Here is a 12,894-nt window from a genome sequence, read left to right as displayed (position 1 = left end):
GGCGGCAGTCTAGCGCAGGCCTGCCAGCGCCAGGTTCAGCGCCAGCACATTGACCACCGCCGGGCCAACCAGCGGGTGCTCGGTATGCGCCTCGACCAGGCGTCGCAAGGCATCCTCCGGAACCTTGCGCGCGGCGGCGATGCGCGGCACCTGGTACAGCGCGGCCTCCGGCGGCAACTGCGGATCGAGGCCGCTGGCGGAAGTGGTGACCAGCGCCAGCGGGACCGGCGCGCCGCCAACCTGCTGGGCCTCCACATGGTTGGCGATGCGTTCGGCGAGCGCCGGATTGCCGGGCGCCAGGTTGCTGGCGGCGCTGGACACGGTGGCGTAGTCGCCGGCCGAGGGGCGCGGGTGGAACCATTCGGCGCCATCGAATTTCTGCGCGATCAGGGTGGAGCCGCGGATTTCGCCATGCGCGTCACGGACCAGGCTGCCGTTGGCCTGCCCGGGAAAGGCGAGCTGGGCGATGCCGGTGACGGCCAGCGGGTAGGCGACGCCGGTGATCAGGCTCAGCAGGACGAGGCTGGCTAGGGCTGGGCAGAGGTGGCTGAACATCTGTGTTTCTCCTGTTGTTCCTGCGGCGAGGGCTTTCCCTCACCCCTGCCCTCTCCCGGAGGGAGAGGGGTTGTGCGGAGTTGCCGGCGGGCACGCTGCCTTTCCCGGCACCATACGGTCCCCTCTCCCCTTGGGAGAGGGTTAGGGTGAGGGAACCGTCCAACACCGTTGTTGGGTATCGCTTCGCTCCACCCAACCTACGAAGGTGGTTTCGGTAGGATGGGTGGAGCGCAGCGATACCCATGCGGTCATGACCGCTAGGCCAATCCGACTGTGGTCAGCAGCATATCGATCACCTTGATCCCTCCGAACGGCGCCACGATTCCGCCAAGCCCGTAGATCAGCAGATTCCTTCGCAGCAGGTGCGCCGCATCCGTCGCCTGCACCCGCACGCCGCGCAGGGCCAGCGGGATCAGCGCGACGATGATCAGCGCGTTGAATACGATGGCCGAGAGGATGGCGCTCTGCGGGCTGGCCAGGCGCATCAGGTTGAGCGCGTCGAGCTGCGGATAGATGCCGACGAACAGCGCCGGCAGGATGGCGAAGTACTTGGCGACGTCGTTGGCCACCGAGAAGGTGGTCAGCGCGCCGCGGGTCACCAGCAGCTCCTTGCCCACCTGCACCACGTCGAGCAGCTTGGTCGGGTCGCTGTCCAGGTCCACCAGGTTGGCCGCCTCGCGGGCCGCCTGGGTGCCGTCGTTCATCGCCATGCCGACGTCCGCCTGGGCCAGCGCCGGGGCGTCGTTGGCGCCGTCGCCGCACATCGCGACCATGCGCCCCTCGCCCTGTTCCTGGCGAATGCGCGCCAGCTTCTTCTCCGGTGTGGCTTCGGCGAGCACGTCGTCGACCCCGGCCTCGGCGGCGATGGCGGCGGCGGTCAGCGGGTTGTCGCCGGTGACCATCACGGTGCGGATGCCCATCCGCCGCAGCTCGGCGAAGCGCTCGCGGATGCCCGGCTTGACCACGTCCTTCAGGTGGATGGCGCCGAGCAGCCTGCCGTCGACCACCACCAGCAACGGCGTACCACCGCTCTGGGCGATGCGTTCGATCTCGCGGGCGAGGCTGTCCGGCACGTCCTCGCGGGCCTTGCCGACGAAGGCCAGGGCAGCGTCCACCGCGCCCTTGCGGTAGACATGGCCGTCCACGTCGACGCCGGACAGGCGGGTTTCCGCGCTGAAGGCGACGGGCGTCAGCTGTTCGCGCGGCGGCTCCTCGTAGCTGTGCTGGGCGCGCAGGTACTCGACGATGGACTTGCCTTCCGGCGTATCGTCGGCCAGCGAGGCGAGCAAGGCGCCCTGCCCCAGTTCGCGGGCGCCGACGCCGGGCGCCGGATGGAGCGCGCTGCAACGGCGGTTGCCGAAGGTGATGGTGCCGGTCTTGTCGAGCATCAGCACATGCACGTCGCCCGCCGCCTCCACCGCGCGACCGGACTTGGCGATCACGTTCAGGCGCACCAGGCGGTCCATCCCGGCGATGCCGATGGCCGACAGCAGGCCGCCGATGGTGGTGGGGATGAGCGTCACCAGCAGCGCCACCAGGAACACCAGCGGCAGGCTGCCGCCGGCGAACAGGGCGAAGGGCTTCAGGGTCGCCACCACCAGCAGGAAGATCAGGGTCAGGCCGATCAGCAGGATGTCCAGCGCCACTTCGTTGGGCGTCTTCTGCCGGGTGGCGCCTTCCACCAGGGCGATCATGCGGTCGAGGGTCGATTCGCCGGGATTGGCGGTGATCTTCACCACCAGCCAGTCCGAAACCAGCCGCGTATTGCCGGTGACCGCCGAACGGTCGCCGCCGGACTCGCGGATCACCGGCGCCGATTCACCGGTGATGGCCGCCTCGTTGACCGCGGCGACGCCCTCGATCACCTCGCCGTCGCCGGGAATCAGCTCGCCGGCGACCACCCGCACCACGTCGCCCTTGCGCAACTGGCTGGCCGACACCTGCTCGTAGTCGCCGGCAACCGTCAGGCGCTGCGCCAGCAGGCCCTGGGTGCCGGCCCGCAGGCTGTCGGCGCGGGCCTTGCCGCGGCCTTCGGCGAGCGCCTCGGCGAAGTTGGCGAAGAGCACGGTGAACCACAGCCACAGGGCGATCTGGGCAGCCACCAGCAGCGGCACGGCGTCGCCGCCGATGAAGCACAGCACACTGGTGAGGATGGCGGTCAGCTCGACCACCAGCATCACTGGCGAGCGCTGCAGCTGACGCGGGTCGAGCTTGACGAAGGCCTGCGCCAGCGCGGGCTTCCACAGGGAGGAAAGGCTCGCCGAGCGGCGCTTTTCGGCGTGCCGGGTGGTGCTGGTCAGTGCTTGGGTCGAGGCATTCATTGGCGCAGGTTCCTCAGAAGCCGAGGGTCAGGTGATCGGCGACCGGGCCGAGCACCAGGGTGGGCAGGAAGTTCAGGCCGCCGACCAGCAGGATGGTCGCGGTGAGCAGGCTGACGAACAGCAGGCCGTGGGTCGGGAAGCTGTTCGGCCCGACCGGCACCGCCTTCTTCGCCGCCAGGCTGCCGGCGATGGCCAGCACCGGGACGATGTAGCCGAAGCGGCCGATGAACATCGCCAGGGCGATCATCAGGTTGTGGAACGGCGTGTTGGCGCCGAAGCCGGCGAAGGCCGAGCCGTTGTTGGCCGTGCCGGAGGTATAGGCGTAGAGCAACTGGCTGAAGCCGTGGGCGCCGGGGTTGCTGACCGACGCGGCAGCTGCAGGCACGCTGGCGGCGATGGCGCCGAGCACCAGCACGCCGACCGGCATCACCAGCAGGGTCGCCACCAGCAGGCGCACCTCGCGGGCTTCCAGCTTCTTGCCGAGGTATTCCGGGGTGCGGCCGACCATCAGTCCGGCGAGGAACACGGCGATCAGCACGAACAGCAGCATCCCGTAGAGCCCCGCGCCGACGCCGCCGAACACCACTTCGCCAAGCATCATGTTGCCCAGCGCGACCATGCCGGCCAGCGGGTTGAGGCTGTCGTGCATGGCATTCACCGAGCCGTTCGACGCGGCAGTAGTGGTCACCGCCCAGAGCACGCTGGCGGTACTGCCGAAGCGGCTTTCCTTGCCCTCCAGCGGCGCGCCCTGCTCCAACGGCAGCGCGGCCAGCGCCGGATTCGGCTGGTACTCGGCCCACAGCGCCACGCCCAGGCCGACGGCGAACAGCGCCAGCATGCAGGCGAGGATCGCCCGGCTCTGGCGCAGGTCCTTCACGTAGTGGCCGAAGGTGAACACCAGCGCCGCGGGGATCAGGATGATCGACGCCACTTCCAGCAGGTTGCTCAGGGCGGTGGGGTTCTCGAACGGGTGCGCCGAGTTGACGCCGAAGAAGCCGCCGCCATTGGTGCCGAGCTGCTTGATGGCGATCTGGCTCGCCACCGGACCGAGCGGAATGGTCTGGTCGGCACCTTGCAGGGTGGCCGCGTGGACGTAGTCGAGGAAGGTCTGCGGCACGCCCTGCCAGACCAGCAGCAGCGCCAGGACCAGGCACGCCGGCAGCAGGCCGTAGAGGGTCGCGCGGGTCAGGTCGACCCAGAAATTGCCGATGTGCTGCGTCGACTTGCGGGCGATGCCGCGCGCCAGGGCGACCAGTACGGCCAGGCCGACGGCGGGGCTGACAAAGTTCTGCACGGTGAGGCCGAGCATCTGGCTCAGGTAGCTGAGCGACGCCTCGCCGCTGTAGGCCTGCCAGTTGGTGTTGGTGACGAAGCTCGTCGCCGTGTTCAGCGCCAGGGTCCATTCCAGGCCCGGCAGGTGCTGCGGGTTGAGCGGCAGTCCACCTTGCAGGACGAGGATGGCGAACAGCAGCGCCAGGCCGGCCAGGTTGAATATCAGCAGGGCCAGGGTGTAGGCCTTCCAGTCCTGCTCCTGCGCGGGGTCGATGCCGCAGATGCGATAGATGAAGCGTTCGACCGGAAGCAGAACCGGGCCGAGGAAGGTGCGCTGGCCTTCCATCGCCCTGTAGTAGAAACGCCCGAGTATCGGCGCAGGTGCCAGCACCAGCACGAAGAACGCCGCCAGCAGGAGGAAATCCGTGACTTGCATGGCTCACTCCCGGGAACGGTCGGAGCGCAACAGCGCCACCAGCAGATAGATGAACAGCCCCGTGGCGAGAACCAGGGACACCCCGTCGAGAACGCTCATGGCGCTTGTCTCCATACGCAATGCCGATGACGCAAGGATGCGGTCGGATGGCGTAAAGGAACGATTGGACGGGACGCTGGAGGACGTAAAGAAGCTATAAAGATTTCGCGCCGGAGAAGTCAGGCCCCGTTGCAGGGCCGGGCACGGAAGGAAGGCCGGTGGCGGCGCGAAGCCCCGCCGCCACCGGGAACGCGGTCAGCGCTTGTCGACGGTGACGATTTCCAGGCGTTCGCGCATCTTCGCCGGCACGTCGGCCTCGTCCATGAAGAACTGCGAGTACCACTCGCGCAGCTGGTACACCGGGCCGTCGCCTTCGGCCAGCAGCGGGTTGTCGATGCGGATCTTGTGCTTCCAGATGTCCACGTCCTGGTAGAACGAGTTGCGGTTGTTCTGCACGTACTGCAGCGCCAGCTCGCGGTTCTGCTCGTCGGTCCAGCCGGGGATCTTCTTCACCAGCACGCCGAAGCGCAGTTCGAAGCTGTTCGGGCCGATCGGCACGTGGCAGTTGAGCAGGATGCTGTGCACTACCAAACCATCGAACATGGCGCGCATGCGGGTGAAGTGGGTCGCCGGGCCGTAGTAGGCGGACTCCGCCACCAGGTCGCCGCCCAGGCGCTCGGAGTCGCCGTGGAAGACCTGCTCGCCGATGTGGTTCTCGAACACGTTGGCGAAGTACTTGGTCGGCGAGCCGTGCACCGGGCCGAAGTGCTGGGCGTCGACCAGGTTGTCCACCAGCTCGCGCGGGTTGGTCTCGATGACCATCAGGTCCATGTGCCAGTCGTTGTCCCACTCCGGGCTTTCCGACTCGGGGAAGTACGGGATCACCACGTCCTCGGCCGGCGGGTTGCCTTCCGGGTTGTTCCAGACGAACAGCAGGTTGTTGACCTCGCAGGTCAGCCAGCGGCGGGTCTTGGCCTTGGGCGGCACGCGCTTGCAGTAGGGAATCGCCGCGCAGCGGCCGCTGGCCTCGAACTCCCAGTGGTGGAACGGACAGACCACCCGGCCGTTGACCAGTTGCCCCTGCGACAGGTCCGCGCCCATGTGCGGGCAGTGCGCGTCCAGCACGCTGATCTCGCCCTGCTCGTTGGCGAACGCCAGCAGGCGCGAGCCGAATACGTTCAGGGTATGCAGCGCGCCGTTGCGGTACTGCGCGGCCTCGCCGAGGCAGTGCCAGCCGCGGGCGTAGCGATAGGCCGCAGTCTCGGCAGCAGGCTTGATGTCGATCATCTTGGTCATGTCCGGTCCCTCGAGGGCTCTTTGTTGTCATAGGGGTTCGCCGAACGGCAATAACCCCACTCGTGGTACGCCATCATCGACGATGACCGCCGCCGCGCTCATCCCTCACTCGGACTAGGTACGCCAGTTCTGCACTATTCCCTGCTCCAGGGCGAAGGGCTGCGCATGGATGGTGCGGCGCTGGAAATGACCCCCGACGTCGTCGCAGGCGAGCCAGCAGATGACTTCCGCCGGAACCTCGGGCGGCGCCGAACCGTTGCGCAGGGCGATGACGCCCTGGTCGCCGATGGTCGCGCGCAGCGCCTCGGTGGTGACCACGCCGGGATTCAGGGTGTAGGCGCGCACGCCCTGCCCGCCGTGTTCGACGGCGATCACCCCGGACAGGCGCGACACCGCCGCCTTGCCGGCGCCATAGGCGTAGCCCCAGCCGCCGCGGCCGGCGGGCACCGGCGGGTCGGATTCGCCGGCGCCGGAAGTGACGTTGACGATCACCCCCGAGCCGCGTTCGGCCATGTGCGCGACCATCGCCCGGCTGAGCAGGAAGGGCGCGAGGATATAGCCGCGATAGGTGCGTTCGAGGGTGTCGACGCCGAGCTCCATGAACGGCGCATTGAGATCGCCGCCCTGGTAGACGGCGTTGTTGACCAGCACGTCGACGCGCCCGGCCTCGGCCAGCACGGCTGCGGCGGCGGCCTCGACGGAGCCGCTGTCGAGCAGGTCCATCGGCACCACCCAGGCCTTGCGGCCGAGGGCGCGAATCGCCTCGGCGGTGCCGTTCAGGCTGCCGGGCAGCGGCTTGCCGTCGGCGCCGGTCAGGGCGTGGCGATGGACCTCGCCTTCCTCCAACGTGCGCGCGCTGATCGCCACGTCGAAGCCGCGGCGGGCGAACGCCAGCGCCGTTTCACGTCCGATGCCGCGGCTGGCGCCGGTAACGAATGCCACACGATCCATGACTGCCTCCTGTTCTCGATTGTGCAGACAGGATGCGCAGCGCCGGAACCGGCGGCATCGTCAATCCGGACCAGATGGCTCAGGCCGGGCTGTGTTCCCGCGCCTGTGCGGCCAGGTGGGCTTCCAGGGTCGCGAGCGCCCAGCGGTAGTCCGCCTTGCCGGCCGGCGAGCGCTGCACGGCGCCGGCCTCTGCGAAGTGCTTGGGCACCTTGTAGCCGGCGAGGAACTGGCGGCTGAAGGTCTTCAGCTCCTCGGCATCCAGCGAATGCCCCTCGTGCAGCGCGATCACCGCGCCGACCACCCTGCCCCAGCGCGGGTCCGGCACGCCGACCACCACCGCGTCGGCCACCGCCGGGTGACGGTGCAGCACCTCTTCCACCTCCTCGACGTGGACCTTCTCGCCGCCGCTGTTGATGCACTGCGAGTCGCGGCCCAGCACCACGATGCCGCCGTCGGCATCGATGCGCGCGCGGTCGCCCATGTTGACGAAACGCCGGCCATCCAGCTCGAAGAAGGTCTTCGCGGTCTTCTCCGGATCACCGAAATAGCCCACCGGCACATGCCCGCTGCGCACCAGGATGCCCTGCTCGCCCGGGCCGAGCAGCCGGTCCAGCGTCTCGCTGACCACGCCTATGTCCGCGCGCGGCTCCAGGCGGATCAGCCCGTCGCCGCTGGTCGGGTGGTTGCCGTTGCCCAGCACGCCGCCCTCGGAGGAGCCCATGCTGTCGGCCACCCGCGCATTCGGCAGGTGCTCGCGCAGCCCTGCCTGCACGTGGGCGGAGAACAGCCCGCCGCCGGAGCCGAGGACCATCACCGAAGTGAGGTCCCAGCGCCCCGGGTTCCTGCGCAGCGCTTCCAGCATCGGCATGCCCATGGCGTCGCCGACGATGGAGACGATGTTGGCCTTGAGCTGCGCGGTCAGCTCCCAGATCGCCTCCGGGTCGAATTCGCCATGCGGGCGGATCAGCACGGTCTGCCCGGCGAGCAGGGAAACCAGCGTCGCCCACAGCGCCGCGCCGTGCATCAGCGGGGCGATGGCGAAGTAGCGCAGCGGATGGCTGCCGCGCGCCACTTCGGCCAGTTCCTCCGGGGATGCGACCGGACCTTCCGCGCGGAAGAAGCCGCCGCCGCCCAGCGCGCCGAAGAACAGCGCCTTGTGCGGCCACATCACGCCCTTGGGCAGGCCGGTGGTGCCGCCGGTGTAGAGCAGCATGATGTCGTCGTCGCTGCGCTGCACCGGTTCCGGGCTCGCCGGCGCGGCAGCCAGCATTTCTTCATAGGCCTGGCCGGAACGGCTGTGGAAGGCGATCGCCGGGAACTCCGGCAGCAGCGGCTCGACCACTTCGGACAGGTTCTCGGAATACAGCAGCGCCTTCAGTTTGGCGTTGTCGTAGAGATAGCGCAGCTCGTCGGCGACATAGCGGTAGTTGATGTTCACCGGCATGGCGCCGAGCTTGCAGGCGGCGAGGAAGCCTTCGAGGTATTCCGGGCCGTTGTACAGCTGCAGGCCGACCGAATCGCCGGAACCGACGCCCTGCTGCTGCATGCGCGCGGCCAGCGCATCGGCGCGGCGGTTCAGCCCGGCGTAGGTTTCCCGGAAGTCGCCGCAGATGATCGCCAGGCGCTCCGGCACCGCTTCGGCGACGGCCTCGAACAGATCGGCAAGGTTGAAGGTGCGTTTCATTGTTGTTGTCTCCTGATGGCCCCCGCGCGGCGAGGACGCTGAATCATGCCAGCCCCAGCTCCTGCCGGATCGACAGGTTGTCGGCACCCAGCAGCGGTGCTGGAGTCGGCTCGGGCCAGTCGCCCTCGCCCATCCGCAACGGACAGGCGAAGCTCATGTAGCCGCCGGCCTGCGGGTGCCGGTCCTGACGCACCATGCCGCGGGCCTGCGTATTGGCGTGCTCGACCACCTCGTCGAGACGCAGCACCGGCGTGACGCAGGCGTCCACCTCGCTGAACACGCGGGCCCAGTGCGCCAGGTCGTGCTGGAGGATCGCCTCGGCGACCGCCGCCTTGGCCGTCGCGCCCGCCTCGCCGAAGGCATGGCCCTTGTCGTGCAGGTGCGGCAGGCCGACGGCATCGCAGAAGGCCACCCAGAACTTGTGTTCCACCGCGCCCACCGCCAGGTAGCGGCGATCGGCTGTGCGGTAGCAGCCGTAGCAGGCCAGGCCGCCGGAAAGGAAGTCCTGCCCGCGCGGCAGCACCTGCCCGGCGCTCTGCCAGGAGGTGGCGGTCATGATGTTGAGCGCCATCACGCAGTCGGTCATGGCGATGTCCACGTGCCGGCCTTTCCCGCTGCGCGCCGCGTCGAACAGCGCGGCGAGGATGCCGGTGGCGGCGGACAGCGCGCCGCCGGCCACGTCGGCCACCGGCAGGTTGCCCTGCACCGGCGCGCCGCCGGCGCTGCCGGTCTGGTCGAGCACGCCGGCCAGCGACTGGTAGTTGATGTCGTGCCCGGCGGCCTGGGCCAGCGGGCCCTGCTGGCCGTAGCCGGAGATCGAGCAGTAGACCAGGCGCGGATTGAGTTCCGACAGCTGCCGGTAGCCGACGCCAAGGCGCTCGGCCACGCCGGGGCGGAAGCCTTCCACCACCACGTCGGCGGTCTTCGCCAGCGCCTGCAGCAGCTCGACGCCTTCGGCGCTGCGCAGGTCGACTTCCAGCGAGCGCTTGTTGCGGTTGAGCATCAGGAACATCGGCGTGAACTGCTTCGGCCCGCGGGTCGGATCGCCCACGCGCGGCGGCTCGATCTTGATCACCTCGGCGCCCAGGTCGGCCAGGTGCAGGGTGCACAGCGGGCCGGGCAGCAGCTGGGTGAAATCGAGGACGCGAATGCCCTTCAGCGGTTGGTTGTCAGTCATGGACTTCCCTCATTGCAGCCTCGCGGTACTCCGCGGTCATGCGCTCCACCAGTTCGGCGACCGTCGGCACGTCGGCGATCACGCCGGCGCCGTGGCCGGACGACCACACGTCCTTCCAGGCCCTGGGCCTGGCGCCCGGATCGCTGAACAGGTCGTCCTTGCCGCCGGTCTGCCGGCCGGACAGCTGCGCCGGATCGACGCCGCAGTTGCGCACGCTGTTGGCCAGGTAGTTGGCCCAGATGCCGCTGAACACCGGGGTGTAGACGATATCCGAGGCGCCGTCGCGGACCAGCATGTCCTTGTGCGCCTGCTCGGCGTTGGCTTCGCGGGTGGCGATGAAGCGCGTGCCCATGTAGGCCACATCCGCGCCCAGCACCTCGGCGGCGCGAATCGCATGGCCATCGGCGAGGCCGCCGGCCAGGGCGATGGGACCGTCCCAGAAGCGCCGCACCTCACGCAGGAAGGAGAACGGCGACAGCGTGCCGCCATGCCCGCCGGCGCCGGCGCAGACCAGCACCAGCCCGTCCACGCCGCAGTCGATGGCCTTGCGCGCCTGTTCGCTGTTGATCACGTCGTGGAACACCAGGCCACCATAGGCATGCACCCTGGGCACCACCTGGTCCGGCTTGCCGACCGAGGTGATCACCAGCGGCACCCTGTGTTCGACCACTGTGGCTAGGTCGGCGTCCTGGCGGTCGTTGGAGCGGTGCAGGATCAGGTTGACGCCGAACGGCGCGGCCGGACGATCCGGATGCTCGGCATCGTGGCGCGCCAGCTCCTCGCGAATCTGCGTCAGCCACGCGCCGAGCTGGTCCGCCGGGCGCGCATTGAGCGCCGGGAAGGTGCCGACCACACCGGCCTTGCACTGCGCGGCCACCAGTTCGATGCCGCTGGCGAGGAACATCGGCGAGCAGATCAGCGGCAACCGCAGGTTGTCACCGAAAAGCGTGCGTGCGCGGGTCATCAGGCCACCTCTTCTTCACGGGCGGGAATGACGGGATTGGCGCCATGGAAGGTCTTGCCTTCGGCGGCCATGTCCCGCAGCAGTTGCGGAATGGCGAAACGCTCGGCGTCGACGCTGGCGGCCAGGCGGTCGCACTCGCGCACCACGGTTTCGATGCCGAGGGTGTCCATGGCGGCGAACGGCCCGCCCAGGTACATCGGGAAGCCGACGCCGAAGCAGCCGCCGATATCGCCGTCCGCCGGATCGGTCAGCACGCCCTCGGCCAGGCAGCGCGCGGCGTCTGCGAACTGGGCGAAGAGCATGCGCTTGCGCACTTCCTCCGCCGTCGGCTGGTATTCCTCGGCCAGTTGCGGCCAGATTTCCGCCAGCCCGCTCCACAGGCGCTTGCTGCCATCCTCGGCGTAGACATAGAAGCCCTTGCCGTTCTTGCGGCCGTGACGTTCGTGGTCCACCACCAGGCGGGTGATCACCGCCACCGAGGAACCCGGCTTGTGTTCGGGACCGAGGTCCTTCTGCGCCTGCACGGCGCCCTTGTAGGCGAGATCGAGGCCGACTTCGTCGGAGATGCTCAGCGGGCCGACCGGATAGCCGGTCATCTTCGCCACGTTCTCGATCAGCGCCGGGCTGATGCCGTCCTGCACCATGGTCACGCCTTCGTTGATGAAGGCGCCGATGAAGCGGCTGGTGAAGAAGCCGCGGCTGTCGTTGACCAGGATCGGCGTCTTGCGCAGCTGCGCGACGAAGTCCATGGCGTGGGCCAGGCACTGGTCGGAGGTGGCCTTGCCGCGGATCACCTCCACCAGCGGCATGCGCTCCACCGGCGAGAAGAAGTGCAGGCCGACCATGTTCTGCGGCCGCGCGGTGCCTTCGGCGAGGCCGGTGATCGGCAGCGCCGAGGTGTTGCTGGCGAGCACTGCGTCCGCCGGCATGAATGCCTCGGCCCTGGCGAAGACTTCGGCCTTCACCTGGCGATCCTCGAATACCGCCTCGACCACCAGCGACACGTCGCTCAGGCTTTCGTAGGCGGTAGTCGGGTGGATGCGGGCGAGAATCTGCTCGACCTTCTCCACACTGATCCGGCCCTTCTCCAGGTCACGCTGCAGGCGCTTCTGCGCATAGGCCTTGCCGTTGTCGGCGGCCTGCTGGTCGCGGTCGATCAGCACCACCTCGATGCCGCACTGGGCGGCGACGAAGGCGACCCCGGCGCCCATCAGGCCGGCGCCGATCACGCCGATGCGGCTGTGGCTACGGGTGGCGATGCCCTGCGGGCGGCGCACCAGCTTGTCGGCTTTGGTCTTGTTGATGAACAGGGTGCGCACCATGTTGCCGGCGACCGGGTCGAGGTTGAGCTTGACGAAGTACTTGCACTCGACCTGCAGCGCCTTGTCCATCGGCAGCTGCATGCCTTCGTAGAGGCACGAGGTGATCGCCAGCGGCGCCGGCATGTTGTGGAAGGTGGTGGCCTGCAGGTTGGCGGCGGTGCCGAGGAACAGCTGCGCCAGGTCCGGCTGCTGCACATGGTTGCCGCCGGGGACGCGGAAGCCCTTCCTGTCCCAGGGTTTCACCGAGTCCGGGGAATCCAGCAGCCAGCGGCGGGCGTGTTCCAGCAGCTGTTCGGGCGCCACCACGGCATCCAGCAGGCCCAGCTCCAGCGCCCTGGCGGCCTTCAGCTGGCTGCCCTGCAGCAGCAGCGGCAGCGACTTCGCCACGCCGAGCATGCGCAGGTAGCGCTGGGTGCCGCCCGCGCCCGGCAGCAGGCCGACGCCCACTTCCGGCAGGCCGACCGCCATGCCGCGCACGTCGGCCGCCACCCGGTGGTGGCAGGCCAGGGCGATCTCGAAACCGCCGCCCAGCGCCGCTCCATTGAGCGCCGCCACCACCGGCTTGCCGGCGGTTTCCAGCTTGCGCAGGAAGCTGGAGAAGGCCCAGCACCTGGCATAGAGGCTTTCCGGGTCCTGGACCGTGGTCAGGGTCTTTTCCAGGGTCTTGAGGTCGGCGCCGGCGATGAAGCTGCTCTTGGCCGAGGTGATGATGATGCCGCGCACCTGCTCGTCGGCCCAGGCGCGCTCCATGGCGGCGCGGAAGCTGTCGAGGAAGTTCTGGTCCATCACGTTGGTGGAAGAGTCGGGCTGGTCGATGGTCAGGGTGCAGAGGCCATCGCCGTCCACGGCGTACTTGAAGTAATCGGTCATGTTCGGC

10 protein-coding genes are annotated in these 12,894 nt (G+C 68.8%); all 10 read right to left on the bottom strand.

The window, feature by feature from the left end:
- Positions 1–9: 9 nt before the first annotated feature.
- The 10 genes from kdpC to BLR75_RS23230 all read right to left on the bottom strand — a co-directional run bounded on the left by kdpC (position 10) and on the right by BLR75_RS23230 (position 12,887).
- Entirely contained in the window at positions 10–555 is a 546-nt protein-coding gene (gene kdpC / locus BLR75_RS23275; RefSeq protein WP_084314109.1) for a potassium-transporting ATPase subunit KdpC, read from the bottom strand.
- 257 nt (positions 556–812) lie between these two features.
- Entirely contained in the window at positions 813–2,876 is a 2,064-nt protein-coding gene (gene kdpB, locus BLR75_RS23270; protein ID WP_084314108.1) for a potassium-transporting ATPase subunit KdpB, read from the bottom strand.
- A 13-nt stretch (positions 2,877–2,889) separates the two neighbouring features.
- Positions 2,890–4,584, bottom strand: coding sequence for a potassium-transporting ATPase subunit KdpA (gene kdpA / locus BLR75_RS23265; protein ID WP_084314107.1), 1,695 nt, complete (start codon positions 4,582–4,584; stop codon positions 2,890–2,892).
- A 3-nt stretch (positions 4,585–4,587) separates the two neighbouring features.
- A complete protein-coding gene (kdpF, locus tag BLR75_RS23260) occupies positions 4,588–4,683 on the bottom strand; it encodes a K(+)-transporting ATPase subunit F (protein ID WP_084314106.1) in 96 nt (31 codons plus the stop codon).
- Positions 4,684–4,878: 195 nt separating this feature from the next.
- Positions 4,879–5,919, bottom strand: coding sequence for a 3-ketosteroid-9-alpha-monooxygenase, oxygenase component (locus BLR75_RS23255; protein ID WP_084314105.1), 1,041 nt, complete (start codon positions 5,917–5,919; stop codon positions 4,879–4,881).
- 114 nt (positions 5,920–6,033) lie between these two features.
- Positions 6,034–6,870: an SDR family NAD(P)-dependent oxidoreductase gene (locus BLR75_RS23250; protein ID WP_084314104.1), complete on the bottom strand. Its 837-nt coding sequence runs from the start codon at positions 6,868–6,870 to the stop codon at positions 6,034–6,036.
- 79 nt (positions 6,871–6,949) lie between these two features.
- Positions 6,950–8,554 (bottom strand): AMP-binding protein, encoded by a 1,605-nt coding sequence (locus tag BLR75_RS23245; RefSeq protein ID WP_084314103.1) that lies wholly within the window; start codon positions 8,552–8,554, stop codon positions 6,950–6,952.
- Between the two features lie 43 nt (positions 8,555–8,597).
- The gene (locus tag BLR75_RS23240) at positions 8,598–9,731 is read right to left on the bottom strand and encodes a CaiB/BaiF CoA transferase family protein (protein ID WP_084314102.1); all 1,134 of its coding nucleotides are present in this window, start codon (positions 9,729–9,731) and stop codon (positions 8,598–8,600) included.
- On the bottom strand, positions 9,724–10,695 hold the full coding sequence (locus BLR75_RS23235; RefSeq protein ID WP_084314101.1) for an NAD(P)H-dependent flavin oxidoreductase: 972 nt from the start codon (positions 10,693–10,695) through the stop codon (positions 9,724–9,726). The genes BLR75_RS23240 and BLR75_RS23235 overlap by 8 nt, the downstream gene beginning before the upstream one ends.
- The gene (locus BLR75_RS23230; RefSeq protein WP_084314100.1) at positions 10,695–12,887 is read right to left on the bottom strand and encodes a 3-hydroxyacyl-CoA dehydrogenase NAD-binding domain-containing protein; all 2,193 of its coding nucleotides are present in this window, start codon (positions 12,885–12,887) and stop codon (positions 10,695–10,697) included. The genes BLR75_RS23235 and BLR75_RS23230 overlap by 1 nt, the downstream gene beginning before the upstream one ends.
- Between the last annotated feature and the right edge of the window lie 7 nt (positions 12,888–12,894).

Origin of the sequence: Pseudomonas jinjuensis (assembly GCF_900103845.1) — a bacterium.
Classification (GTDB): Bacteria; Pseudomonadota; Gammaproteobacteria; order Pseudomonadales; family Pseudomonadaceae; genus Pseudomonas; species Pseudomonas jinjuensis.
This window is presented reverse-complemented; position numbering and strand designations above follow the sequence as displayed.

What these genes read in the sequence shown, in the direction of transcription:
- kdpC (WP_084314109.1), bottom strand. Translation starts at nt 555, where the DNA reads ATGTTCAGCCACCTCTGCCCAGCCCTAGCCAGCCTCGTCCTGCTGAGC.
- kdpB (WP_084314108.1), bottom strand. Translation starts at nt 2,876, where the DNA reads ATGAATGCCTCGACCCAAGCACTGACCAGCACCACCCGGCACGCCGAA.
- kdpA (WP_084314107.1), bottom strand. Translation starts at nt 4,584, where the DNA reads ATGCAAGTCACGGATTTCCTCCTGCTGGCGGCGTTCTTCGTGCTGGTG.
- kdpF (WP_084314106.1), bottom strand. Translation starts at nt 4,683, where the DNA reads ATGAGCGTTCTCGACGGGGTGTCCCTGGTTCTCGCCACGGGGCTGTTC.
- BLR75_RS23255 (WP_084314105.1), bottom strand. Translation starts at nt 5,919, where the DNA reads ATGACCAAGATGATCGACATCAAGCCTGCTGCCGAGACTGCGGCCTAT.
- BLR75_RS23250 (WP_084314104.1), bottom strand. Translation starts at nt 6,870, where the DNA reads ATGGATCGTGTGGCATTCGTTACCGGCGCCAGCCGCGGCATCGGACGT.
- BLR75_RS23245 (WP_084314103.1), bottom strand. Translation starts at nt 8,554, where the DNA reads ATGAAACGCACCTTCAACCTTGCCGATCTGTTCGAGGCCGTCGCCGAA.
- BLR75_RS23240 (WP_084314102.1), bottom strand. Translation starts at nt 9,731, where the DNA reads ATGACTGACAACCAACCGCTGAAGGGCATTCGCGTCCTCGATTTCACC.
- BLR75_RS23235 (WP_084314101.1), bottom strand. Translation starts at nt 10,695, where the DNA reads ATGACCCGCGCACGCACGCTTTTCGGTGACAACCTGCGGTTGCCGCTG.
- BLR75_RS23230 (WP_084314100.1), bottom strand. Translation starts at nt 12,887, where the DNA reads ATGACCGATTACTTCAAGTACGCCGTGGACGGCGATGGCCTCTGCACC.